This window comes from Candidatus Planktophila versatilis (genome assembly GCF_002288345.1).
Lineage (GTDB): Bacteria > Actinomycetota > Actinomycetes > Nanopelagicales > Nanopelagicaceae > Planktophila > Planktophila versatilis_A.
Genome location: NZ_CP016781.1, coordinates 963,202 through 988,779, shown reverse-complemented (window position 1 = coordinate 988,779; position 25,578 = coordinate 963,202). Strand labels below are relative to the sequence as shown.

Genomic DNA, 25,578 nt, shown 5'->3' with positions numbered 1-25,578 from the left:
AAGAATGAGAATGAAGAAAGTAAGTGCGATTGCAGTAGCTGTATTGGTTCTAGCTGGTGCACTCATTTCTGTGCCACAGGCAAGTGCTGCGCCAATAGTCTGCAAGCCAACAACAGCTAAAGCGCACACGCCCTTAAAAACAGTTCCGCCACAGAAGCCTGCTAAGCCTCTTCCCAAGTCAATGACACTTAAAACAAACTGCGGAGATGTAGTAATAGCACTCGATACAAAGGCACCATTTACTGTTACTCAAATTACCGCACTAGCTAAAGCTGGTTACTACAACAAGAGTCTCTGTCATCGAGAAGCGGTATCTGGCTTTGAAATGTTGCAATGTGGCGATCCGACTGCGCAAGGTGCTGGCGGACCAGGATTTACATATCCTGATGAAAATTTGCCGATAGGTAAATCCTTGGCATATCCAGCAGGGACCGTGGCAATGGCAAACGCTGGGCCAAATACAAATGGCAGCCAGTTCTTCCTCGTATTTGGAGATTCACCTGCTCTGGGGCCCTCATATTCAATTTGGGGAAAGATTACAAAAGGCCTTGATGTCTTGAAATACATCGCATCTAAAGGGGTTAATGATCCAAGTGGAATCGGTGCGCCAAAGATAAAAGTCGCTATCGAATCAGTAGTTGTTAAGTAATTAGTTACTAGTTTGTATTAACGATTTTAAAAGCTTCTGCAATTCGACCCTCTGGAAGTTCACCTAAGCCAGCGTTACGCTGGCCCCATTCGCGCAACATTTCTTCCAGGTTTTCCATATGTGATGTCTGGGATGCATGTTCTTTCAACGCCGCTAATTTAAAGTGGAATGTGTCGGTGATATCAACGAAGTGATCTGGATGTGCGTGACCCTGCATCCAGACTTCTTTCACCTTCCACGGTTGTAGACCTTCTTTTTCTAATAAATCTGTAAAGGCAAATGGGTTACGGGCATCTGGATAAACCGCTTGAATTGTGGCTTCACCTGCAGCTAAGTGATCTGGGTGGCTGGCACCGATGCGATCCCAATTGCGCTCAGGTGATTGGCAGATCATGCGATCTGGTTTCACACGGCGAATTTGTCTGACAATATCTTTGCGTAGCGCGATTGTTGGTTCAAGATGACCGTCTACATAATTCAGGAATGTGACATCACTGATTCCAAGTGCGGCACATGCAGCGCGTTGTTCTCGCTGACGCACTGCCGGCATCTCTTCTTTGGTAAATCCAGATTCTTCGCCACCTTGGTCGCCATTTGTGCACAGCACATAAGAGACTTCAATGCCTTGCTTCACCCACTGGGCGATAGTTCCTGAGGCTCCGAAATCTGAATCATCGGGGTGGGCGTTGATAACTAAAACGCGCTTGATCTCTGAATCTGCAATCGGCTCCATGATGCACAAGCCTAATAGACTCCGCGGCATGAGCGCGACCGACCCATTGCTAGACGGACTCAATCCGCAGCAACAGAAGGCGGTTTCCCATGCCAGATCACCGCTGCTGGTTGTGGCAGGTGCTGGTTCTGGAAAGACGCGCGTGCTTACACGCCGAATTGCATACATTATGGCTAGACGCGATGTGCGTCCCTATGAAATCTTGGCGATTACATTTACCAATAAGGCTGCCGGTGAGATGAAAGAGCGGGTCACTGAACTTGTTGGCCCGGTCGCAAAGTCAATGTGGGTCTCTACTTTTCACTCATCGTGTGTGCGCATGTTGCGCCAAGAGGTGGAACGACTTGGCTACAGCAGCACCTTTAGTATTTATGACTCAGCCGATTCTCAGAAGCTCATTTCACGAGTCATGGAGACGCTCAACCTTGATTCCAAGCGTTATCCAGTGCGCCAATTCCAGAATCTGATTTCTAATGCAAAGAATGAATTACAGACTCCTTATGAATACTTAAGTCTGGCTAGCAATCAATTTGAGACCATCGTCGCCGATGTGTATACCCTCTATGAAAAGCGGCTGCAGCAGGCCAACGCCATGGATTTTGATGACTTGATCATGAAGACTGTTCAGGTATTGCAGAAATTCCCTGAAGCCAAAGCTCGCTTTCGTTCTCGCTTTCGCCATATTTTAATTGATGAGTACCAAGATACAAATCATGCCCAGTATCAATTGGTAAAGGAACTTACCGGCGTTGAAGGAGACGGCTTCCCACTGGCAGAGCTCTGCGTTGTTGGAGACGCCGACCAATCTATCTATGGCTTTCGTGGGGCAACAATTCGAAATATTCTGCAATTTGAAGTTGATTACCCGAACGCAACTACGGTCTTACTTGAACAGAACTATCGCTCCACCCAGAATATTCTAAGCGCTGCGAATGCGGTCATCACTAAGAATGAATCTCGCAAAGAGAAGAATCTGTGGTCAGATGCTGGTGCAGGTGCGCCACTGACTGGATATGTTGCGGAATCAGAGTATGACGAAGCTGAATTCATTAAGGGCGAGATTCGCTCACTGCAGGATATGGGCCACTCAAACCCGGGCGATACCGCCATCTTCTATCGCACAAATGCCCAATCTCGTATCTTCGAAGAAGTGTTTATGCGCGCAGCAATTCCATATAAAGTCGTTGGTGGGCTGCGATTCTATGAGCGCAAAGAGGTAAAGGATCTATTGGCATACCTTCGGGTGCTGGCCAATCCTGATGATGAAGTTTCACTGCGTCGAGTTATTAACTTTCCTAAGCGGGGTATTGGAGATCGCGCCCTGGAAGAAGTTGAGTTGTTCGCCGAATTGCACGGCATTTCATTCTGGAACGCGCTTTTGCGAGTAAAAGAGGCAACAGCAGTGCCAAATAAAGCTGCCCACTCCATTAGTTCCTTCACCTCCATGCTCACAGCTCTGCAAACTCTGGTGGAAGCAAAGACAAAACCTTCCGTGATTATTGAAGCAGTCCTTGAGCAATCTGGGTTGCTTACTGAACTTGAGGCAAGTACAGATCCGCAAGATGAAGTGCGAGTGGAGAACCTGAAGGAACTTGTTTCTGCCTCGATGGATTATGAAGAGCGCCCATTGGAAGAGCTCATTGAAGATGAAGAGATTTCACTTTCAGGATTCCTGGAGAAAGTTTCACTTGTGGCCGATGCCGATGAAATTCCAGATGGAGCCGATCATGGGGGAGTTGTCACCCTCATGACTCTGCACACGGCTAAAGGTTTGGAATTTCCAACGGTCTTTCTTACCGGGATGGAAGATGGAATATTTCCTCATGCCCGCACCCTCGATGATCCGAAAGAGATTGAAGAAGAGCGCAGACTTGCCTATGTGGGTCTTACTAGGGCGGAGAAACGTCTCTACATTTCTCGCGCTGAATATCGCTTAACTTTTGGAACACCTAAATACAACCCGGCATCTCGATTCCTCGATGAGATTCCCGCTGAACTTATTCAATGGAATAGCGAAGCTCGTTCATCTATTACATCCTCATCCGGTGTAAAGAAATCTCGACTTCCATCAGGGCCACCGCCACGAGCCACGGGAAAGAAATCAACAGCGATGGCTCTTGTCGTGGGACAGCGTGTGTCACATGACACATTCGGACTTGGCACCGTCGTTTCACTTGCTGGCGAGGGCGATAAATCAGAGGCGACCATTAACTTCGGCGCCTACGGTGATAAACGCCTGTTGCTTCGATATGCCCCTGTCACAGCACTATAAATTAAGCCTTTAGGATTAGGGGCATACACGTCCTGCTCATTAGCCACACCTGAAGGAGCCCATTAGTGGATCTCTACGAATACCAAGCACGCGATCTCTTTGAAAAGCATAACGTTCCAGTATTACAAGGAGCAGTCGCTACAACAGCAGATCAAGCACACGATGCAGCCGCCAAGATGGGTGGCAAAGTAGTTGTTAAGGCGCAGGTAAAAGTTGGTGGGCGCGGAAAAGCTGGCGGTGTAAAGCTGGCAGTTGACGCAAATGATGCAAAGGAAAAAGCAGGAGCCATCCTTGGAATGGATATTAAAGGCCACACTGTTCATAAAGTAATGATTGCTCAGGCCGCACCTATCGTTGATGAATATTACGTTTCCATACTTCTTGATCGATCTAACCGCACATTTCTTGTGATGGCATCGGTTGCCGGCGGTATGGATATTGAAGAAGTTGCACATACTGCGCCAGAGAAATTAGCAAAGGTGCCAGTGAGCGCCGTCGATGGAATTTCATTGGCAAAGGCGATAGAGATTGTTACCCAAGCACAATTTCCCGCAGATGTTGCGGCGCAAGTTGCAGATGTGCTGGTCAAACTTTGGGAAACTTTCCAATCAGAAGATGCCACGCTCGTTGAAGTAAATCCACTTGTAAAGACAGAAGATGGTCGTGTTGTCGCACTTGACGGAAAGGTAACTCTTGATGAGAACGCTGATTTCCGCCAACCAGATCATGAGGCTCTGGTAGATCACGACTCCACCAATGCGCTAGAAGCAGCTGCCACAGAGAAGGGGCTGAACTACGTCAAGCTTGATAATGGCCAAGTTGGCATCATTGGAAACGGCGCCGGTCTTGTGATGTCCACCCTCGATGTTGTTGCCTATGCTGGAGAAAAATTCGGTGGAATGCGCCCAGCGAACTTCCTTGATATCGGCGGCGGTGCTTCAGCCCAAGTGATGGCCGACGGGCTCTCCATCATTCTTGGTGATTCAGATGTGAAGAGCGTATTAGTTAATGTCTTTGGCGGAATCACTGCATGTGATGCGGTTGCAAATGGCATCGTTCAAGCCCTGGAACTACTTGGACCGAAAGCAACGAAGCCAATCGTTGTTCGACTCGATGGAAATAACGTTATTGAAGGACGTGCAATTCTTAGCGCAGCTAACCACCCATTAGTGGAGCAGGCGCAGACTATGGATGGAGCAGCATCACGTGCTGCAGAATTGGCGGCCAAGTAATGTCAATCTTTATTAATTCAGAAAGCAAGATAATCGTTCAAGGAATGACTGGTTCTGAAGGAACCAAGCACACCCGCCGCATGTTGGCATCAGGTTCCAACGTTGTTGGCGGGGTGACACCTGGTAAGGGTGGACAGTCAGTCGATATCGATGGCAAGTCACTTCCAGTATTTAACACAGTAGCTGAGGCAATGACAGCGACGGGGGCCAACGTTTCAGTGGTCTTCGTGCCGCCAAAGTTTGCCAAGGCAGCAGTTATTGATGCAATTGATGCCAAGATGCCGCTTGTTGTTGTCATCACTGAAGGTATTCCGGTGCATGATTCAGCATTCTTCTATGCCTACTCTCTTCAAAAAGGCACCACGCAAATCATCGGCCCTAACTGCCCAGGACTGATTAGCCCCGAACAATCAAATGTTGGCATCATTCCAGCAGATATTACAAAGCGTGGACCGATTGGCTTGGTCTCAAAGTCAGGAACTCTTACCTACCAGATGATGTACGAACTTCGCGATATTGGATTCTCAACAGCTGTTGGTATTGGTGGAGACCCAGTTATTGGAACTACACATATTGATTGCTTACGAGCATTCCAAGATGATCCTGAAACAACTGCAATTGTGATGATTGGTGAAATTGGTGGCGATGCCGAAGAGCGGGCAGCTGCATTTATCGCTGAATATGTCACCAAGCCAGTTGTGGGTTACGTTGCCGGATTCACCGCCCCTGAAGGAAAAACTATGGGACATGCTGGTGCCATCGTTTCTGGTTCATCAGGTACTGCGCAAGCTAAGAAAGATGCACTTGAAGCAGCTGGCGTGAGAGTTGGACAAACACCAAGTGAAACTGCGCAATTAATGCGCGACATACTAGGTCGTTAATTCCACGATGCAACGCGTCCTCCTGGTCTCGTTGTCTCATGTGTTTCGTAGTGCTGCACTTCTGCTGCTGCCATTCTCTTTTATTGCACTGATTGCTTGGTCTACAGCCGGTAGCGCGAGTGGATCAACTACAGATCCCATACGTGGAGCGCTCTGGATCTGGCTCGGCGCTCATCACATTCCATTTCAACTCTCCCTTCCGCCAACTGGTGTTGCTGGCTATCTCACCTACTTGCCTATAGGTGCAGTAGTTCTGCCAATTCTTGTTATTCGCTCCTCATTTACGCGCGCTCTCGAGCGACTTAAGGGTGATTACCACGACCTTAATGTTGTGAGACTTAACTTCTCAATCATTTATGCACTACTTGTCACCATTTTGGCGTTCATGAGCAGATCAAACACGGTTGCAGTGCAGTGGTATCTAGCCCCACTCTTTGCATTTGCCATCGCTCTGATTTCAACTCTGACAGTGGGTAGTCGGGTAGTGCCATCACGCCCACTTCAAATGAGTGCTCGAGTTTTATCAGTTCTCCTAGGAGTTTCATTTATCGTCGTATCAGTACTTATCTTCATCAATTTTTCTCAGGTGAGAACAATTACGACCTCGCTACAGCCCGGAATCTTTGGTGGAGTGCTACTTCTCTTTCTCAATATTCTCTATCTACCGAATGCTGCCATTGCCGGCGCGTCTTATTTTTCAGGAACTGGATTGGCAGTTGGCGCCGGAACTCTGATTTCACCACATTCCTATAGCTTGGGCGAGATTCCAGCCCTGCCACTTCTTGGAATTCTTCCAGTGGGCCCAAAACCTCTTGCACTCTTTGGATTAATTTTCTTTATTGGCCTTGGTGCACTTTTAGGTTATCTGACGGCAAATTTCGATTTCCGCGCGATCATCCAGAGCTATCTCTTTACAGTCGTTGGTCTGGTTCTTCTTGGCTATCTTGCAAGTGGATCACTGATTACCGCAGAGATGGGCGCCATGGGCGTTTCAATCTGGAAGTTCGCACTCTCCATCGCCCTCGAAATGGGAATTGGCCTAGCCCTGACAATTCTAATTAGCAATAAGATATTAAATAGAGGCGCTCGGTGAAGCGAGTTGTCATTCTTGCTTCGGGAAGTGGAACGCTGGCACAGGCAATTTTCGATGCGCGCTCAACAACTTTGGCTGATGTAGATATTGTGGCAGTCATCTCTGATCAGAAAGATGCTCACGTTATTGCCAGAGCAGAAGCAGTGCAGATTGAGTCTTTTGTTGTTCCTATGATGGCCGATCGCACACAATGGGATCGAGAGCTCGAGACACTCCTTGGCGCACTCAAGCCTGACCTCGTGGTTAGCGCTGGGTTCATGCGCTTACTCTCAGCTAAGACAGTTGAAAGATTTAAGATCATTAACAGCCATCCTTCACTTCTGCCGCTCTTTCCAGGTGCTCATGCAGTTCGTGACGCCCTGCAAGCAGGAGCCACTGAAAGCGGCACAACAATTCATTGGGTTGATGCTGGGTTAGATACCGGGGAAATCATCGCTCAAGAAAAACTCGAGATAGTAAGTGCGGAAACCGAGGAGTCTCTACACGAGCGCATTAAGATTCTGGAACGAGGTCTCATCGTTGCGACCATTGCATCGATACTGGCTACGCAGGAGAAGAAGAATGGCTAATCGCAAACCGATTCGTAGGGCGCTAGTCAGCGTCTATGACAAAGTGCGTTTGCTCGAACTTGGCAAAGTTCTACATGATGCTGGCGTTGAAATACTTTCCACCGGTTCTACTGCCAAAACACTCCAGGACGCTGGAATACCAGTAACCGAGGTGAGCACCTATACCGGTTTTCCAGAAATTATGGGTGGTCGCGTGAAGACTCTGCACCCGAAGATTCATTCAGGAATTTTGGCCGATCAGAATAATCCAGAACATCTGAAAGCAATTGCCGATCTTGATATCGAACCCTTTGATCTTGTTGTCATTAACTTGTATCCGTTTGCAGCAACACTTGCCTCGGGTGCTGATTTTGCCGAATGTATTGAGCAGATTGATATCGGTGGCCCATCAATGTTGCGCGGGGCAGCGAAGAACCATGGTTCTGTTGCAGTTATCTGCAATACATCGCAATATGACCAGCTCTTTGCATCCATAAAAACCGGTGGATTTAGCGATGAAGAGCGAAAGTTACTTGCTCTGGAAGTATTTCGCACAACTGCGGAATACGACCTCACCATCGCAAGTTGGCTTGGCTCAACAGTGAGCGATGAGATTCAAGATCTTGATTGGCTTGGTCTAATTTTCAAGCGCGAGAATTCCCTTCGTTATGGTGAGAACCCACATCAGCAAGCTGCCATTTATCGTGGTGGCCCACCGGGAATTGTGAATGCAGTGCAATCACATGGCAAGGAGATGTCATTTAACAATTACACCGATGCTGATGCAGCTTGGCGCGCGGCGTTAGATCATGTCGAACCATGCGTGGCAATCATTAAGCACGCCAACCCATGTGGCATCGCAGTTGGAACAGATATCGCTGATGCTTATGCAAAGGCACATCTATGCGATCCGGTCTCAGCCTTTGGCGGGGTAGTTGCGGCAAATCGCACGGTGACTGCTGCGATGGCGCAATCTCTCTCCGAAGTATTTACTGAAGTAATTATTGCGCCAGAATATGAGAGCGCGGCGCTAGAAATATTGAAACAGAAACCATCCATTCGAATTCTTACCTGCTCTCATACTCAAATCTCCCCTCTAGAAATTCGCCCAGTCTCAGGTGGCGTGTTAGTGCAAGAGACTGATCTCATTACCGCCGATGGTGATTATCCAAAGAATTGGAAGCAAGTAACTGGCACCGCACCTTCACCCGATGTCATGCGTGATCTTGAATTTGCATGGCGCGCTGTTCGCGCTGTGAAGAGCAACGCCATTCTTCTTGCTAAAGATGGCGCAGCCGTAGGAATTGGAATGGGGCAAGTAAACCGGGTTGACTCTGCAAAACTGGCCGTTGATCGCGCTGGAGCTCGCGTTGCAGGAAGTGTGGGCGCTTCCGATGCATTCTTCCCTTTTGCTGATGGTCTTGAGATTCTTAGCGCAGCCGGGGTGATAGCAATCGTGCAACCGGGTGGCAGCGTTCGTGATGAGGAAGTGATTGCTGCTGCAACTAAGGCTGGGATAGCGATGTTCTTCACTGGAACCCGACATTTCTCGCACGCCTAGAGCAACGATTAAGATAAATCCATGAGCGCGCAAATACTTGATGGCAAGGCACTTGCTGCAACCATCAAGAAAGATCTCACAGCGCGCACGCAGGCACTGAAAGCTAAAGGCATCATCCCGGGCCTTGGAACCATCTTGGTGGGCGATGATCCGGGTTCGCATTCTTATGTGGGCGGAAAACATAGAGATTGCCAGGAAGTAGGAATCAATTCGATCCGGATAGACCTACCGGCAACTGCAACACAAGCCGATGTATTGGTGGCCATTCAAGATCTTAACGCCGCCAAAGAGTGCACTGGATATATCGTGCAACTTCCGCTCCCAGGTTCGATTAATACGCAACTTATTCTAGAAGCAATTGATCCCACAAAAGATGCTGATGGTTTGCACCCACTTAATTTAGGTCGACTCGTTGCCGGCTACCAAGCACCGCTTCCATGCACCCCACGCGGAATTGTTGAGCTTATCAACCACTATAAAATTCCACTTTCAGGTGCAGAAGTTGTTGTGATTGGACGTGGGCTGACAGTGGGTCGCCCGCTTGGGCTCTTGCTTACCCGTAAGCAAGAAAATGCAACGGTAACTCTGACACACACTGGTACCAAAGATTTGCTCGCTCATACTAAGCGCGCCGATATTGTGATTGCAGCTATCGGACAACCACACTTCTTAAAGGCGGCAATGATTAAAGCGGGTGCAGTAGTTCTCGATGTCGGAATCTCACGAACTGATGCTGGGCTCATCGGTGATGTTGATCCAGGTGTATTCGAGGTAGCATCATTCGTTGCACCAATGCCAGGTGGTGTTGGGCCCATGACTCGTGCCATGTTGCTGATGAATGTGGTTGACGCATGCGAGCGATAAACGCCCTACAACTTCGTATTGCATACATAGTTATTTCACTCGGAGTTCTCCTTGGTATTGCAGGATTTGTCCGTACTGGAGCGTTGCTTATTTCGGCGGGCACCGGTGTGATTGCGCTCTCGCAGTGGGGGGCTCGCTCTTTCGAGCGCTATCTGCCGCTAACGATAGCCGTGGTGCTTTTCGGGCTGGCAATTGCACTTCCTAATGGGTTGTAGAATTCTCTCGATATCAAGATAAATACGTTCAATACATCAAGGTAGATAAAGGATCGCTATGGCAAAGAAAGTCACCGTAGTAGGTGCAGGTTTCTATGGTTCAACAACAGCCCTTCGGTTAGCTGAATACAACATCTTCGATGAAGTTGTACTCACCGATATTCTTGAAGGAAAGCCAGAAGGTTTGGCCCTTGATATGAACCAATCTCGCTCAATCGAAGGTTTTGAAACGCGCATCACTGGTGCGACAACCACGGCTGAAGGTGCTGGATATGAAAAGACAGCTAACTCTGATGTTGTGGTGATTACGGCAGGACTTCCACGTAAGCCGGGAATGAGCCGCATGGATTTAATTGGCGTAAATGCCGGAATCGTTCGTGGAGTTGCTGAAAATATTGCAAAGCATTCACCAAATGCCGTCATCATCGTGGTCTCTAATCCACTTGATGAGATGACAGCCCTGGCACAGCTTGCTACCAACTTTCCAAAAAATCGCGTGATGGGTCAAGCCGGAATGCTCGATACTGCGCGTTTTACCAACTTTGTAGCAGAAAAACTGGGAGTACCGGTTTCTTCAGTGAAAACTCTGACGCTGGGTTCACACGGTGACACCATGGTTCCGGTTCCAAGTCGTTGTACCGTAAATGGCGTTGCACTTTCTGAGAAGTTATCCCAAACTGAAATTGACGAACTAGTTGATCGCACACGCAATGGTGGCGCTGAAGTAGTTGCACTTTTAAAAACTGGTTCTGCTTACTACGCGCCATCTGCAGCAGCAGCGCGTATGGCTAAGGCGGTAATTGAAGATTCTGGTGATGTCATGCCGGTCTGTGCCTGGGTTGATGGCGAATACGGAATCTCTGGTGTTTATCTCGGTGTGGAAGCAGAGATTGGCAAAGTGGGCATCCGCAAAGTTGTGGAGAGCGCACTGACAGATGCAGAGGTTGCCTCACTGAAGGAAGCCGCAGAAGCTGTTCGTGCAAAGCAAGCAGACGTTCAAACACTGTAGTTAAGTAGAAGCTAATCGGGAGAAGATAATGTCAAAGATTAAAGTAGCAGGCACAGTTGTTGAGTTAGATGGAGATGAGATGACTCGCATCATCTGGCAGTTCATCAAAGACAAACTGATCTTGCCTTACCTCGATGTAAACCTTGAGTACTACGACCTTGGCATGGAACACCGCGATGCAACCGATGATCAAGTAACAATCGACTCTGCTCGCGCAATCCAAAAGCATGGCGTGGGAATCAAGTGCGCGACCATTACTCCCGATGAAGCCCGCGTTAAAGAATTTGACCTCAAGAAGATGTGGAAGTCTCCTAACGGAACGATTCGCAACATCCTTGGTGGCGTTATTTTCCGCGAACCAATTATTATCAGCAACGTTCCGCGCTTAGTTCCACACTGGACTAAGCCAATTGTCATTGGCCGCCATGCATTCGGTGATCAATACCGCGCAACTGATTTCAAGGTACCAGGAGCTGGAAAACTCACCCTCTCATTTGTGCCAGAAGATGGATCTGCTACACAGGAGTTTGAAGTGTTTAACTTCGAATCTTCAGGCGTTGCAATGGCTATGTATAACGTTGATGACTCAATCCGTGACTTCGCTCGTGCGTCATTGAACTACGGACTCCTTCGTCAGTTCCCGGTCTATCTCTCAACCAAGAACACAATTCTTAAAGCCTACGATGGACGCTTCAAAGATATCTTTGAAGACATCTATCAAGTTGAATTCAAGACGCAATTTGAGGCCGCAGGTATTTGGTATGAACACCGCCTGATTGATGACATGGTTGCCATGTCATTGCGTATGGAAGGCGGATATGTCTGGGCCTGTAAGAACTACGACGGAGATGTACAGTCAGATACCGTCGCACAAGGTTATGGCTCACTTGGTCTCATGACATCCGTGCTCATGACTCCAGATGGAAAGATTTGCGAGTCAGAGGCAGCCCATGGAACTGTGACTCGTCACTACCGTGAGCACCAAGCAGGTAAAGCGACTTCAACAAATCCAATCGCTTCAATTTTCGCTTGGACCCAGGGCTTAGCCCACCGCGCCAAGCTTGATAACAACGCTGAGCTTGCTAAGTTCACTAAAACTCTCGAGCGAGTATGTATTGAAACGGTCGAGCAGGGAAAGATGACTAAGGATTTAGCGATACTTATTTCTAAAGATGCGCCATACCAAACAACTGAGCAGTTCCTTGATTCCATTGATGAGAATCTCAAGAAAGCAATGGCTTAAATCAATTGATAAATCAGGACTCTGGTGCAATAGCACTTGTTGGTTCTGGCGAATATTCACTGCAGATGCAGGAGCTAGAAACCGAGCTCCTGCATTTAGCTATTTCTAAGGGTAAGAAAAATACTTTTGTGCAGATTCCAACTGCGTCTTCGCATGAGGGGCAATCACGCCGCGAACATTGGCAATCAATCGGGAAAGAGCAATCAGATCGCATCGGAAGTCAGTGCGTTTACTTACCTATTCATGAACGTGAAGATGCATTTAACCTAGACTTTCTGGATTTGATTGCTGATGCTGGGCTTATCTATTTTTCTGGGGGAGACCCACACAGAGTTGCCGAAATCTTTAACGATTCACCACTCTGGGAAGAAATCATCAAGCAGTGGAATTCAGGAACTTCCCTTGCTGGGTGTTCAGCTGGTGCTATGGCTTTTGGGGGCACCATTATGGGCTTGCGTCGCTCAAACCATAGTCCAGGGCTATCACTCTTGCCGGATATTGAAGTGATTCCACACTACGACAAAATGTTAGGTTGGCTACCAGAGCGAGTTGCATCCTTTGTTTTAAAATCTGATTCTCAGTCTGTACTTCTTGGAATAGATGAATACACGGCGCTTGTGCATACCGATTCATGGTGGCGGGCAGGACGTGGGAAAGTACATGTTCTGCGCGGTGCCCTTGATTTTAAAGAATAAGAAACCCGCCGTAGAAAACTACGACGGGCCACTTACTTAAATATTGGCTGTGGTTAATTGATTCGCAAGCCTGTTACAGAATCAAAGAGGTGAACTGCACCTGGTAAGTTGGTGACAGTAACTGTCTGTCCCGCCTTTGGTGGGTTCTTTGGATCCCAGCGCGCAATTACTTGCGCGCCTTCATCGACAGCATTTGCGAACTGGATGCTTGCATCGGCCGGCTTGCCATAGACAAATGCATCAGAACCAAGTTCTTCAACAACTTCAACATGAACTTGGAATCCCTTATCTGCTGGAACCAATCCTTCTGGACGAATTCCCACGGTCACAGTTGAACCTGCTGATGCGGGAACATCGATATCAAGATCTCCAAGGTGTGCTTTACCACCAGATACTGGAGCAATAAGTAAGTTCATGGCAGGTGAACCAATAAATCCAGCAACAAATGCATTTCCTGGCTTGTCATAGAGATTACGAGGTGTATCAACCTGCTGCAGGAGTCCATCTTTAAGAACCGCAACGCGATCGCCCATTGTCATCGCTTCCACTTGATCGTGGGTGACATAGACAGTGGTGATTCCAAGACGGCGCTGAAGCGCGGCGATTTGGGTGCGAGTTGCAACACGCAACTTCGCATCAAGGTTTGAGAGTGGTTCATCCATAAGGAAGACCTGTGGTTCACGCACAATTGCGCGACCCATTGCAACGCGCTGACGTTGACCACCAGAGAGAGCCTTTGGCTTGCGCTCTAGATATGGTTCAAGGTCGAGCAACTTTGCAGCTTCACGAACGCGCTTATCGCGTTCAGCCTTATCGATACCGGCGATCTTTAGAGCGAAGCCCATATTTTCGGCAACGGTCATGTGTGGGTAGAGCGCATAGGACTGGAAGACCATTGCGATATCGCGATCTTTTGGTGCGACATTTGTTACATCGCGATCACCGATAAGAATTCGACCTCCGTCGATTTCTTCTAGACCTGCAAGCATGCGCAGTGATGTTGACTTTCCGCATCCTGATGGTCCAACTAGTACTAAGAACTCACCATCTGCAACGGTGAGGTTGAGCTTATCTACTGCCGGAGTTGTGGTTCCTGGATAGATACGTGAAGCATTTTCGAATATGACTGATGCCATCTTTTTTCACTTTCCTTATCCGGGCAGGTACGTGCCCGACGATCCGTGGAGTAAGGCGCTGGTCGGGTGACCAGCGTGGCTAAGGGTATGTCAGCGGCAGGCGGGAGGCAACTACGCTCGGTAGACTTCTCCCATCATGGAAAGTGACCCGAGTACCCCACTTATAAGCTCCATCCTGATTGTTGTAGGCCTCATCGTTACCGGTGGACTCTTTGTAGCTGCCGAGATTGCACTTATCTCATTACGCGAAAGTCAGGTTAAACAATTAGCGCTGCGCGGAAAGCGCGGAGCAATCGTTGCCAAGTTAGCAGCTAATCCCAATCGATTACTTGGAGCACTCCAGGTTGGTGTCACGCTTACAGGATTTCTCTCTGCCGCATTGGGCGCAGAGAAACTTGGAGTTTATGTCATTCCATGGCTAGAAGATCTTGGCGTGCCGGAAAAATCTGCCGCTACCGCTTCACTTATCGGCGTCACTTTAGTTATTGCCTACTTCTCACTTGTATTCGGTGAGCTCGTTCCAAAACGTTTGGCACTATTTCGCACCGAGCAGATTGCGCTCGCCTCTGCCATATTTATTGACTTTGTAGCTAATCTTTTTAGGCCAATTATTTGGGTCTTATCTCATTCTACAAACCTGATTGTTCGCCTCTTCGGTATTGATCCAAAGGAGCAGCGCACAGCAATCTCTGAAGAAGAGCTACTTGATCTTGTTGCTGGCCATGCCGCCCTCACCGATGAAGAACGCGACATTGTGGAAGAGGTATTTAACGCATCAGAGCGACAAGTGCACGAAGTTATGGTTCCGCGCACCGAAGTAGATTTCATGGATGCATCTCTCACTGTTGGAAAAGCAATCGCACTGGCTATCGAAAAGGCACACTCTCGTTATCCGGTTGTGCGTGGTTCCTCTGATGAAGTCATTGGCTTTATCCATGTTCGCGATTTGTTAGATACGAGCCTTGCAAATTCAAATGCAAAAATTCAAGAACTTGCTCGAAACATCATGTATCTGCCAGGCACCAAGGCAATCTTGCCAGCGCTGACTGAGATGAGAAAGCAACGTCAGCACCTGGCCATTGTTCTTGATGAGTACGGTGGCACCGATGGCATCGTCACGCTCGAGGATCTCGTGGAAACTCTCATCGGAGATATCCGAGATGAATACGACTCAGATGAGGTAGAAATTTCGGAAGAATCTCATACCGGCGATTTCGAAATTGATGGTCTGATTTCACTCGAGGATTTACAAGAAGAGTCCGGGGTTGAGTTACCCGAAGGTCCATATGAGACCGCAGGCGGATTTGTCATGCATTATTTAGGGCGTATTCCGGTTGAGAACGACATCGTTGGAGTAAACGGAGTTCGAATCACAGTGCTTTCCATGGAAGGCAAGCGCGCTGGTCGACTATTAATCTCACGTAACTACTAAGGCGTGCGAGAATTACACCCATGAAGCGCGTCTTATCGGGAATTCAACCAACTAGTGACTCTTTCCATCTCGGAAATTACCTAGGCGCCGTTAAGCAATGGGTTGAGCTCCAAGAGGGCCACGATGCTTTTTACTGCATCGTTGACCTGCACGCACTTACGGTGGAGACAGATCCAGCGCTACTTCGAAAGCGCACTCTTGCATCTGCGGCGCAATTAATTGCACTTGGAATTTCACCAGATAAATCAACGCTCTTTGTTCAATCTCAAGTTCCGCAACATAATCAACTTGGGTGGATTATGGAATGCCTGACTGGTTTTGGTGAAGCAAGCCGCATGACGCAATTTAAAGATAAGTCTTCTAAATCTGGCGCCGATTCCTCTCGCGTTGCGCTCTTTACATATCCCATGCTGCAAGCTGCAGATATCTTGCTCTATCAGGCGCACTATGTTCCGGTCGGTGAGGATCAACGTCAACACATTGAACTCACTCGCGATTTAGCCGGACGATTTAATTCACGATACGGCCAGACCTTCCAATTGCCAGAAGCCTATATTTTAAAGACTGCCGCAAAAATTAATGATATTCAAGAACCCACTGCGAAGATGAGTAAATCATCAGGGGCTGTGGCTGGGGTTATTGAAATTATGGATTCACCGGATGCTAACTTGAAGAAGATTAAAAGTGCGGTCACCGATGCTGGTCGCGAAGTCACATTCGATGCGGCCGAAAAGCCTGGCATCAGTAATTTGCTGACCATCCATTCCGCGCTTTCTGGCAGAACAATTGCCGAGCTCGAAAATGAATTTGCCGGCAAGGGTTACGGAGATTTTAAGGCAGCTGTTGCAGAGGTAGTTGTTGAATACCTACGCCCCATTCGCACTCGAGCACTAGAGCTACTAGAAGATGAGAAGCATCTGCTTGATATTTTGCACCAGGGTTCAGCTAAAGCCCGCACAGTTGCAGAAGCCACTCTTGCAGACACATATATGAACCTCGGAGTAGTTCTTTAATGAAACTGCGCATGGCACTTGCCTGTGCGCTGATGTTTGGCGTGCTCACTCCGGCGCCCAGTTCGGCAGATACGGCCACCATTGGAGTTGCCTACGATCTTGGTGGACGTGGAGATAAATCTTTTAATGATGCCACCGCAGCAGGTTTAGAAAAGGCTAAGAAGTCACTCGATTTTAGCGTTGAAGCAGTGGTTACTGATGGAACCTCTGAAGACCGCGATAAGAGAATTCGTAGCTTGATTACAAAAAAGTGCGCTCTGATTATCGCTGTTGGCGAGGGATACGGCCCAACTTTGCAAGCACTCGCCTTTGAATTCCCCAATACGCAATTTGCCATCATTAATGACGCAAGCGTTGCGGCAGTTAATGTCAGCTCTATCATCTTTGTTGAAACCCAAGGAGCCTACTTGGCGGGTTTTAGCGCCGCACAAATTTCACAGACTGGCAAGGTTGCGATGATTGCCAACACAAATCAAGCTGATTTATTCAAAAATGGTTTTAGCGCAGGCGTCTTAGCTAGCAAGAAAAAGGTTATTCCCATCGTGAAATATGTTTCTGGCTCTTACTCATTGGCGGCAAGTCAGGTGATTTCTGTTGGCGCAGATGTCATCTATTTGAGCACGCAAGGTTCTGATGCTGAGGTATTTAAAGTAATTGTCTCCAACAATATGAAGAAAAACGCCAAGAAGGTTTCACTCATAAATATCGAGCCAGATCAATACTTGGCCGTGACAAGCCAAACCAAGAAATTTTTGGCTGCGACAGTTGTTAAACGAGTGGATAAGGCAATTATTGACATCATCTCCAAATCACTTTCAGGTGATCAATTTCTTGATTATCTCGACCTAGATGCCGGCCTATTTGGCACCCGCTATGGCATCGATGGCGGAGGCATAGAGTTCACCATCCGATCCAAGGAGTTATTGGCGAAAAGTGATGCAATAAATATTGCAGCCGCCACAGCTGAAAAAATCACCGAATAGCACTCAACTTCAACTTGAGAGTTTTCCTAACTGTTACATGCCACGCCCACGTTTTTGCTCCTCAATTCTTGGGAATTATCACCCTCAACTACTAGGCTCTGGCAAAGCAACATTCAACTATTCCTTGGAGGAACCTTGAAAAACAAATTAGCATTGATGGCGATACTTGCCTCGGCTGCCCTGGTATTAAGCGGCTGTAGTGCGTCAAGTGAGAGTGCTGGAGCCAAAGCGTGCCTTGCTCTCGACACAGGTGGCGTGGATGACAAGTCATTTAACGCATCAGCATGGGCTGGAGCTCAGGCTGCAGCTGAAGAGAATTCAGATATCGAAGTTAAGTATCTTGCTGCAGCAACTGATGCAGATTACGCACCAAACATTAAGAAGCTCGTAGATGAGGGATGTACAACAATCATTGGCGTTGGCTTCCTTATCAATGGTGCAATCATTGAAGGTGCTAAGGCGAACCCAGATGTTAAGTTCGCAATCGTTGACCAGGATGGTGAAGATCACGGACCAGATGGTTCAATCTATCCAGGAACCAAGTTTGATAACTTGAAGCCAATTCAATTTTCAACAAATGAGTCAGCTTTCCAAGCGGGTTACCTATCAGCAGGCGTTTCAAAGACCGGAACTGTTGCTACGTACGGTGGACTTAACATTCCGCCAGTCACAATCTTCATGGATGGCTTTGCTCGTGGCGTCGCGCACTACAACGAAGTTAAAGGCAAGTCTGTAAAGGTCCTTGGTTGGGATACCGCCAAGAAGGATGGCACATTCGTTGGCGGGTTCTCTGACTCCGCAAAGGCACTGCAAATCTCTAAGAACTTCGAGCAACAGGGTGCAGACATTATCTTCCCAGTTGCTGGTGGACTTGGTGGAGCAACTGCAGGTAATTCAATTGCCTCAAAGAAGTCATATGTAATCTGGGTCGACACCGATGGTTACGTGGCTGCTTCTCAGTACAAGGAAGTACTTCTTTCCTCAGTAGTGAAGGGTGTAGATACATCTGTTAAGGAAGTAATTCTTGAAGCAGCTGCAGGTACATTCACAGCAACTGGTTACCAGGGCAATCTTGAGAATGGTGGAACCTACTTGGCTCCATACTATGATCTTGCAGATATGGTTCCTGCAGAACTCAGCGCTGAAATTGAAGCACTTGGTGATGCAATCAAATCAGGTGAGGTCGCTGTTCAGTAATCTGTAAGGGACCGATTTCAAGTCCAACAAATGGGACTAGTGATTATTCACTAGTCCCATTTGCTTTCTATAAAGTAAATTACAGAGTAGATTTACGCTATGTCTCTTGAGCTCCGCGGCATCACCAAACGATTTGGTGATTTGATTGCAAATGATTCAATTAGTTTGAGAGTTGAGTCAGGCGAAATCCACGCGCTTCTTGGTGAAAATGGTGCTGGTAAATCTACGCTTATGAACATCGTCTACGGGCTCTTAGCACCGGATGAAGGCAAAATTCTAGTTGATGAGAAAGAAATTACTATTAATTCACCACTTGATGCCCTTGCCGCTGGAATCGGAATGGTGCATCAACATTTTATGCTTATTCCGGTATTCACGGTCGCTGAAAATATAGTTCTCGGTCACGAAAAGGTAAGAGGGTTTGGGTTCCTCGATTTGGAAGCGGCAAAGAAAGAGATAATCCGAGTATCTGCTGAGTTCAATTTTGATGTTGACCCCGATGCCTTGATTGAGGATTTGCCAGTGGGAATCCAGCAGCGCGTAGAGATCATTAGAGCTCTCATTTATAACGCAAAGGTGCTCATCTTGGATGAACCAACGGCGGTCTTAACCCCACAGGAGACAGATGAACTCCTTCGAAATATGAGGAAACTTCGGGATCAAGGTACGGCAATAATCTTCATCACTCATAAGCTACGTGAAGTGCAAGAAGCAGCAGATAAGATCTCCATTATTCGCCGCGGTAAGGTTGTAGCGATTGCCTCACCTGAGGCTTCACAAGAGGAACTTGCCTCTCTTATGGTTGGCCGACCTATCTCATTTGAAATTGAAAAAGCTCCTGCGTCATTTGGTTCTGTAATTCTCGATGTGGAGAATTTAACAATTCGAGACCACACAGGCAGGGCACTTGTCTCTGATATCTCATTTTCTATCCGGGCTGGAGAAATTCTGGCAGTTGCGGGCGTGCAAGGAAATGGTCAGAGCGAGCTAGCAGAGGCGATTGTTGGATTACAGGACCACGTAGATGGGAAAATTACTTTAGCAGGGAAGGACATTTCTAAGGTTTCTGTGAGAAAGGCTCTGCATGCAGGAATTGCATTCGTTCCGGAATCTCGAGAAGAGGACGGATTGATATCTTCATTTAGTATTGAAGAGAATCTTATCCTCGACTTACATGATCTCCCTCCTTTTGCTAAAGGTCCAGTTATTTCTCAAAGCGTTGTTTCAGAAAACGGAGCATCTAGAGTTACTGAGTTTGATATCCGTGCGCAATCACCAAAAGATTCTGCGTCTTCACTCTCTGGTGGTAATAAGCAGAAGGTGGTCCTTGCCCGTGAATTATCTCGGCCAGTGAAATTAGTAGTAGCGTCACAGCCCACGCGTGGATTAGATGTTGGATCAATCGAGTTTGTACACGAAAGAGTCATAGCAGAACGTGATTCGGGGCGCGCAGTTCTTCTCTTCAGCACCGAACTAGACGAAGTGATTTCTTTAGCAGATAGAATTGCAGTGATGTATCGAGGCAAGTTTATTGCAATCGTACCTGCAACAACTTCAAGAGAAGAACTTGGATTATTGATGGCGGGGGTAAAGAGATGAAGAACCTTTGGCAAAGAGTCTCCAGGAAGCTAGCCCTTCCATTGCTGGCATTTGCTTTGGCGCTCCTAGTCAGTGGCCTGCTTGTTGCATTCTCTGATTCAGAAGTGTTGGCCCTTAAATCCTCTCCATTACAGATGCTGGTAAAGGCCTTTGCTACAGCTGGGGGTGCTTTTGCCGCGCTATGGCAAGGTTCAGTTTTCGATCCAAATCTGACTCGAAATGGATACTGGAATGGCTTCTATCCACTCTCAGAGACAATCGTTGCCGCTTCACCTTTAATTCTCACAGGACTTTCTGTGGCACTAGCCTTTCGTGCAGGACTTTTTAATATTGGAGCCCAAGGACAATTTATTGCAGGCGCAATTGGAGCAAGTTTTGTTGGATTTTATTTCGATCTTCCGGTTGTAATTCATGCACTTGCGGCCATTCTGGCTGCAGTAATTGCTGCCGGAATTTACGGTGGATTTGTGGGCTTACTAAAGGCACGTACTGGTGCGCACGAAGTTATCGTCACAATTATGCTCAATTATGTCGCAGGATACTTTTTGCTTTGGCTTTTAAGCACTGAAACTTTTTTACGACCAGGTCGTCAAGATCCACTTGCACCCGAAGTTGCGCTCACGGCGAGATTGCCTAAGCTTTTTGGCACCGACCTCAGAGCAAATTTAGGATTTATTATCGCTTTAGCTGTAGCAGCCCTGGTCTGGTGGCTTTTGCAACGCAGCACTTGGGGATTTCGATTTCGCGCAGTTGGAGCTAATGCAGTCGCAGCCAAGACTGCGGGTATATCAGTTGGGCGAACTACGACGACGGTGATGTTTATCGCTGGCGCTCTTGCTGGTCTGGGTGGTGCAGTGCAGATACTTGGCTCGGAACCAGCACTCACAGCTGGGGTTGGTGGAACTTTTGGATTCGATGCAATCACTGTCGCCTTACTTGGACGCGCAACCCCTATAGGAACAGTATTTGCTGCTCTACTTTTTGGTGCTCTTCGAGCTGGTGGGTTAGAGATGCAGGCGAGCACGGAAACACCGCTGGATCTAGTACTAGTAATTCAAGCTCTCGTTGTCCTCTTTATTGCGGCACCAGCTCTGGTTAAGGCAATTTTCAGATTAAAGAATCTAGACCAAGGAGCAACAATCTCTTCGAAGGGATGGAATGGATGATGGCAAAGATTAGTTTGCGCACAATGTCTGTTCCGGAGAGACGAAAATTCCGTGGTGTAATCACAATGGGTGTACTAGGAATTTTTGCACTTGTAGTTTTTGCACTTCTTCCGGATAAAGGCCAGCCTGTCACGTATGGCTTTATCTTAGGCAAGGAATGGGTACTGCTCGAGAAGTGGGTCGTTGACTCCAAATCTGGCGCCTTACTCTTCGCCGTCCTGTCAGTAGTTACTGCGCTTGTGGCATTGGGTCTCTTTACGATGAGGAAACATTCAAGAGTCATCAGCCTTGTTTTCGGATCTACATTTCTTATGTCCTTCCTCTGTTGGGCAGCTGCAGGGAAGTTCATTCCTCTTACAGGTCTCTTACAAGGAGGTTTACTACTTTCCGTTCCACTTATTTTTGGGGCAATGGCTGGTGTGCTATCAGAACGCTCAGGAGTTATCAATATTGCAATCGAGGGACAGCTTCTAGCCGGGGCCTTTGCCTCAGGTGTTATTGCTTCACTGCTAAATAATAATTGGTGGGGACTACTCTTTGCTCCCATAGCTGGAGCACTAATTTCCGTCCTTCTTGCGATTTTTGCAATTAGATACGGAATTGATCAGGTAGTTCTTGGTTTTGTTCTCAATGTTTTGGTAATTGGATTGACTAGCTTTCTCTACAAGAAACTTCTTATTCCATATCAAAGCGAATGGAATTCAGCAACGGCATTTGCTCCCATAGAGATTCCTTTGCTTTCCCAGATTCCAGTGATTGGACCAATCTTTTTTGCCCAAAGCATAATTGTTTACCTGATGTATATTTTCGTAACTATTATTCACATTGCGCTATTCAAGAGCAGGTGGGGTCTTCGTACACGCGCTGTAGGTGAGCATCCAACTGCTGCAGAATCCGTTGGAATCAATGTCAACGCAATTCGATTTAAGAACGTAATTTTAGCTGGTGCCATCGCAGGTCTTGGTGGCGCCTTCTTCACTTTGGGTGCAGTTGGATCTTTCAGTAAAGAGATGACTGCAGGTAAGGGCTTTATCGCCTTGGCAGCGCTCATCTTTGGCCGCTGGAGCCCCATGGGCGCAGTAGCAGCTGCTTTGATCTTTGGCTTCGCCGATAATCTCCAAGGATTACTGACAATTATTGGTACCCCAATTCCATCTGAATTTATGTTGATGGCGCCATACATTGCGACAATCATTGCCGTCTCAGGATTTATTGGAAAAGTTCGAGCGCCGGCGGCAGATGGAATTCCGTATAAACGTGGCGGAGGCTCGCACTAATGAATATTTATTGGGATGTACTGCACGCAGAGGCGCTAACTGCGATGAAGAAGGCATATGTGCCGTATTCAAAGTTTCCGGTGGGTGTGGCAGCACTTGTCGATGATGGGCGAATTGTTTCTGGATGCAATGTTGAAAATGCGAGTTATGGACTGACCTTGTGTGCTGAATGTGGCTTGGTTTCCTCACTGATTGCAACAGGTGGGGGCCGTCTCGTGGCATTTGTATGCGTGGATATCGCAGGAAATGCACTGATGCCGTGTGGTCGCTGTCGCCAATTACTGCAAGAACATGGTGGTTCCACACTACAAATGATGACTGATCAGGGAGTAAAGACTTTGGCAGATTTACTTCCATGGGCTTTTGGACCCGAGGAAATTGAGAATCGCCTTTCATGATTGAACCTTTTGCAGCTGTAGAAATCATTGCAGCTAAGCGTGACCGAAACGAACTAAACGACACACAGATTGATTGGGTCATCGATGCGTACACCCGTGGTGTTGTTGCAGATGAGCAGATGTCAGCACTTCTCATGGCAATTCTGCTAAATGGTATGAACTCGCGTGAGATATCACGCTGGACCAATGCGATGATAAATAGTGGCGAGCGTATTGATTGGTCGATGCTCGATCGCAAAACTGTAGATAAACACTCAACCGGCGGTGTTGGCGACAAGATCACACTTCCGTTGGCACCGCTTGTGGCAGCATGTGGCGGCGCCGTCCCTCAACTTTCTGGTCGCGGACTGGGCCACACAGGTGGAACGCTCGACAAACTTGAATCAATTCCTGGTTGGCGCGCATCACTTTCTAATGATGAGATGCTCAAGGTATTACAAGAGACGGGCGCAGTCATTTGCGCAGCTGGTGCTGGGTTAGCACCGGCAGATAAGAAGCTTTATGCACTGCGTGATGTCACTGCAACGGTGGAGGCGATTCCGCTGATTGCATCATCAATCATGAGCAAGAAGATTGCCGAAGGAACTTCCGCTCTTGTTCTTGATGTGAAGACTGGCAGCGGAGCCTTTATGGCAGATCCCAAGAAGGCATCAGAGCTCGCTCGCACCATGGTGGCCCTGGGAACGGATGCCGGAGTAAAGACTCGCGCGTTAGTTACTGCGATGGATGTGCCACTGGGCTTAACTGCAGGCAACGCACTTGAAGTGCGTGAATCTGTTGAGGTATTAGCAGGGGGTGGCCCCAGCGATGTTGTTGAATTAACAATTTTGCTTGCACGCGAGATGATTGATGCTGCTGGAATTATTGGAAAAGATCCAGAAGTTGCACTGAAAGATGGCAGTGCAATGGATCATTGGCGCAGAATGATTAGCGCCCAAGGGGGTGACCCGGATGCTGCGCTGCCAGTAGCGCGAGAAAAACATTTGATTGCAGCCGCTCACAGCGGCACAGTGACCACTATGGATGCCATGAAGGTGGGTGTCAGTGCTTGGCGCTTAGGTGCGGGGCGCTCTAAGCAGGGCGAGAAGGTCCAGGCGGGAGCTGGAATCGAGTTACACGCAAAGCCAGGGGATTACATCACTGCAGGTGCACCGCTTATGACCTTACATACCGATGAGCCAGCGAGATTCGAGCGCGCTTTAGAGATTCTAGAAGGTGCTGTCACAATAGTAGAAGGTGGAACAGTCAACCGACTGCCACTAGTTTTGGAGAGAATCGAAGGATGAGTAACATCACCAAGAAGCCAACAGCTGATCAGGTAAAGCGTTTACCTAAGGCGTTGCTGCACGATCACCTCGATGGCGGACTGCGCCCCCAAACAATTATTGACATTGCCAAAGAGATTGGCCATGAACTCCCAACTTATGACGCGGCAGAGCTTGCTGAATGGTTTAGATCATCCTGTGATTCTGGCTCACTAGTTCTCTACTTAGAAACTTTTGCTCACACCGTTGCCGTGATGCAACGCAAGCAAGATATCGTCCGAGTTGCGCGCGAATGCGCTGTAGATCTTGCGCGCGATGGTGTTGTTTATGCTGAAGTTCGCATGGCACCTGAACTGATTACCGAAAAAGGACTGACACTTGCACAAGCCATCGAAGCGATCCTCGAGGGTTTCCGCGAAGGTGAAGCTGAAGCAAAGAGTGAAGGGAACACGATTCGCGTCATGTCACTGCTTTGTGGAATGCGCCAAAATCAACTCTCACAAGTAGTCGCAGAACTGGCAGTGAAGTATCGCGATCAAGGAGTTGTCGGCTTTGATATTGCAGGGCCAGAAGATGGATTCCCACCGAGTGATCAGCTAGATACCTTTGAATATCTGCGCCGTGAGAATGCGCACTTCACAATTCATGCTGGTGAGGCCTACGGCCTGCCATCTATCTGGGAAGCAATTCAATTGTGCGGAGCAGAACGCTTAGGTCACGGTGTTCGCATTACCGACGATATCGATTTCAATCACACACCAGCCCGCCTTGGTCGACTCTCCTCCTATGTCAGAGATCGCAGAGTGCCACTTGAAATGTGCCCATCTTCCAATATTCAAACAGGTGTTGCAGATTCATTTGCCCACCATCCGCTAGCAAAGCTGGCAAAGCTTCGATTTAGAGTGACCATCAATACTGATAATCGCTTGATGTCTGCAACTTCGATGTCACGTGAGATGACAGAGATGGTCAATCAATGTGATTGGACCTTCCAAGATTTGCAGCGAGTGACAATTAATGCCCTGAAAAGTGCGTTTATTCCTTTTGAGGAACGGCTATCGATTATCGAAAGCGTTGTGAAACCGCAGTATGCAAAGATTTCAGAGGAGTAAGTTCG

The 25,578-nt window shown here is 47.8% G+C and carries 24 protein-coding genes; 22 read left to right on the top strand and 2 right to left on the bottom strand.

Annotated elements, in window-relative coordinates:
* Positions 1-4 precede the first annotated feature (4 nt).
* A complete protein-coding gene (locus A1sIIB142_RS05035; RefSeq protein WP_223299180.1) occupies positions 5-649 on the top strand; it encodes a peptidylprolyl isomerase in 645 nt (214 codons plus the stop codon).
* 7 nt (positions 650-656) lie between these two features.
* Here the strand turns inward: A1sIIB142_RS05035 and A1sIIB142_RS05030 are convergent, their stop codons facing one another.
* Entirely contained in the window at positions 657-1,382 is a 726-nt protein-coding gene (locus A1sIIB142_RS05030) for a PIG-L deacetylase family protein (RefSeq protein ID WP_095693909.1), read from the bottom strand.
* Positions 1,383-1,410: 28 nt separating this feature from the next.
* Here A1sIIB142_RS05030 and pcrA point away from each other — a divergent pair, with 28 nt between their 5' ends.
* From pcrA to A1sIIB142_RS04975, 11 genes are all read left to right on the top strand, one after another.
* The gene (gene pcrA / locus A1sIIB142_RS05025; RefSeq protein ID WP_095694159.1) at positions 1,411-3,654 is read left to right on the top strand and encodes a DNA helicase PcrA; all 2,244 of its coding nucleotides are present in this window, start codon (positions 1,411-1,413) and stop codon (positions 3,652-3,654) included.
* A gap of 65 nt (positions 3,655-3,719) precedes the next feature.
* Positions 3,720-4,886 (top strand): ADP-forming succinate--CoA ligase subunit beta, encoded by a 1,167-nt coding sequence (gene sucC, locus A1sIIB142_RS05020; RefSeq protein WP_095693908.1) that lies wholly within the window; start codon positions 3,720-3,722, stop codon positions 4,884-4,886.
* Positions 4,886-5,767, top strand: a complete 882-nt coding sequence (gene sucD / locus A1sIIB142_RS05015) for a succinate--CoA ligase subunit alpha (protein ID WP_095693907.1) — start codon at positions 4,886-4,888, stop codon at positions 5,765-5,767. Before sucC ends, sucD begins: the two co-directional genes overlap by 1 nt.
* Before the next feature lie 40 nt (positions 5,768-5,807).
* Positions 5,808-6,860 carry a cell division protein PerM gene (locus A1sIIB142_RS05010; RefSeq protein ID WP_223299179.1) on the top strand — a complete coding sequence of 351 codons (1,053 nt, stop codon included), beginning with the start codon at positions 5,808-5,810 and terminating at the stop codon, positions 6,858-6,860.
* The gene (gene purN, locus A1sIIB142_RS05005) at positions 6,857-7,429 is read left to right on the top strand and encodes a phosphoribosylglycinamide formyltransferase (RefSeq protein ID WP_095693905.1); all 573 of its coding nucleotides are present in this window, start codon (positions 6,857-6,859) and stop codon (positions 7,427-7,429) included. Before A1sIIB142_RS05010 ends, purN begins: the two co-directional genes overlap by 4 nt.
* Complete coding sequence (gene purH, locus A1sIIB142_RS05000; RefSeq protein WP_095693904.1) at positions 7,422-8,969, top strand: bifunctional phosphoribosylaminoimidazolecarboxamide formyltransferase/IMP cyclohydrolase; 1,548 nt, start codon at positions 7,422-7,424, stop codon at positions 8,967-8,969. Before purN ends, purH begins: the two co-directional genes overlap by 8 nt.
* A gap of 21 nt (positions 8,970-8,990) precedes the next feature.
* Positions 8,991-9,833, top strand: coding sequence for a bifunctional methylenetetrahydrofolate dehydrogenase/methenyltetrahydrofolate cyclohydrolase (locus tag A1sIIB142_RS04995; RefSeq protein WP_095693903.1), 843 nt, complete (start codon positions 8,991-8,993; stop codon positions 9,831-9,833).
* Positions 9,821-10,048 carry a hypothetical protein gene (locus tag A1sIIB142_RS04990; protein ID WP_095675147.1) on the top strand — a complete coding sequence of 76 codons (228 nt, stop codon included), beginning with the start codon at positions 9,821-9,823 and terminating at the stop codon, positions 10,046-10,048. The genes A1sIIB142_RS04995 and A1sIIB142_RS04990 overlap by 13 nt, the downstream gene beginning before the upstream one ends.
* A 58-nt stretch (positions 10,049-10,106) precedes the next feature.
* Complete coding sequence (mdh, locus tag A1sIIB142_RS04985; protein WP_095693902.1) at positions 10,107-11,057, top strand: malate dehydrogenase; 951 nt, start codon at positions 10,107-10,109, stop codon at positions 11,055-11,057.
* A 28-nt stretch (positions 11,058-11,085) separates the two neighbouring features.
* On the top strand, positions 11,086-12,300 hold the full coding sequence (locus A1sIIB142_RS04980) for an NADP-dependent isocitrate dehydrogenase (RefSeq protein WP_095693901.1): 1,215 nt from the start codon (positions 11,086-11,088) through the stop codon (positions 12,298-12,300).
* A 5-nt stretch (positions 12,301-12,305) separates the two neighbouring features.
* Positions 12,306-12,995, top strand: coding sequence for a Type 1 glutamine amidotransferase-like domain-containing protein (locus A1sIIB142_RS04975; RefSeq protein WP_095693900.1), 690 nt, complete (start codon positions 12,306-12,308; stop codon positions 12,993-12,995).
* Positions 12,996-13,048: 53 nt separating this feature from the next.
* Here A1sIIB142_RS04975 and A1sIIB142_RS04970 read toward each other — a convergent pair whose 3' ends face one another.
* The gene (locus A1sIIB142_RS04970; protein WP_095693899.1) at positions 13,049-14,131 is read right to left on the bottom strand and encodes an ABC transporter ATP-binding protein; all 1,083 of its coding nucleotides are present in this window, start codon (positions 14,129-14,131) and stop codon (positions 13,049-13,051) included.
* A gap of 136 nt (positions 14,132-14,267) precedes the next feature.
* On the opposite strand from A1sIIB142_RS04970, the gene A1sIIB142_RS04965 reads away from it, so the two are divergent.
* The 10 genes from A1sIIB142_RS04965 to A1sIIB142_RS04920 all read left to right on the top strand — a co-directional run bounded on the left by A1sIIB142_RS04965 (position 14,268) and on the right by A1sIIB142_RS04920 (position 25,573).
* On the top strand, positions 14,268-15,563 hold the full coding sequence (locus A1sIIB142_RS04965) for a hemolysin family protein (RefSeq protein ID WP_095693898.1): 1,296 nt from the start codon (positions 14,268-14,270) through the stop codon (positions 15,561-15,563).
* Between the two features lie 20 nt (positions 15,564-15,583).
* Entirely contained in the window at positions 15,584-16,576 is a 993-nt protein-coding gene (trpS, locus tag A1sIIB142_RS04960; RefSeq protein ID WP_095693897.1) for a tryptophan--tRNA ligase, read from the top strand.
* Positions 16,576-17,559, top strand: a complete 984-nt coding sequence (locus A1sIIB142_RS04955) for a BMP family lipoprotein (RefSeq protein WP_095693896.1) — start codon at positions 16,576-16,578, stop codon at positions 17,557-17,559. The genes trpS and A1sIIB142_RS04955 overlap by 1 nt, the downstream gene beginning before the upstream one ends.
* Before the next feature lie 135 nt (positions 17,560-17,694).
* Complete coding sequence (locus A1sIIB142_RS04950; protein ID WP_095684955.1) at positions 17,695-18,756, top strand: BMP family lipoprotein; 1,062 nt, start codon at positions 17,695-17,697, stop codon at positions 18,754-18,756.
* Positions 18,757-18,855: 99 nt separating this feature from the next.
* Positions 18,856-20,355, top strand: coding sequence for an ABC transporter ATP-binding protein (locus tag A1sIIB142_RS04945; protein ID WP_095684954.1), 1,500 nt, complete (start codon positions 18,856-18,858; stop codon positions 20,353-20,355).
* A complete protein-coding gene (locus tag A1sIIB142_RS04940; protein ID WP_095693895.1) occupies positions 20,352-21,521 on the top strand; it encodes an ABC transporter permease in 1,170 nt (389 codons plus the stop codon). The genes A1sIIB142_RS04945 and A1sIIB142_RS04940 overlap by 4 nt, the downstream gene beginning before the upstream one ends.
* Complete coding sequence (locus A1sIIB142_RS04935; RefSeq protein WP_095693894.1) at positions 21,509-22,798, top strand: ABC transporter permease; 1,290 nt, start codon at positions 21,509-21,511, stop codon at positions 22,796-22,798. The genes A1sIIB142_RS04940 and A1sIIB142_RS04935 overlap by 13 nt, the downstream gene beginning before the upstream one ends.
* Entirely contained in the window at positions 22,798-23,196 is a 399-nt protein-coding gene (locus A1sIIB142_RS04930; RefSeq protein WP_095675135.1) for a cytidine deaminase, read from the top strand. Before A1sIIB142_RS04935 ends, A1sIIB142_RS04930 begins: the two co-directional genes overlap by 1 nt.
* Positions 23,193-24,482, top strand: a complete 1,290-nt coding sequence (locus tag A1sIIB142_RS04925; RefSeq protein ID WP_095693893.1) for a thymidine phosphorylase — start codon at positions 23,193-23,195, stop codon at positions 24,480-24,482. The genes A1sIIB142_RS04930 and A1sIIB142_RS04925 overlap by 4 nt, the downstream gene beginning before the upstream one ends.
* Complete coding sequence (locus A1sIIB142_RS04920; protein WP_095693892.1) at positions 24,479-25,573, top strand: adenosine deaminase; 1,095 nt, start codon at positions 24,479-24,481, stop codon at positions 25,571-25,573. Before A1sIIB142_RS04925 ends, A1sIIB142_RS04920 begins: the two co-directional genes overlap by 4 nt.
* The last annotated feature ends 5 nt before the right edge of the window (positions 25,574-25,578 follow it).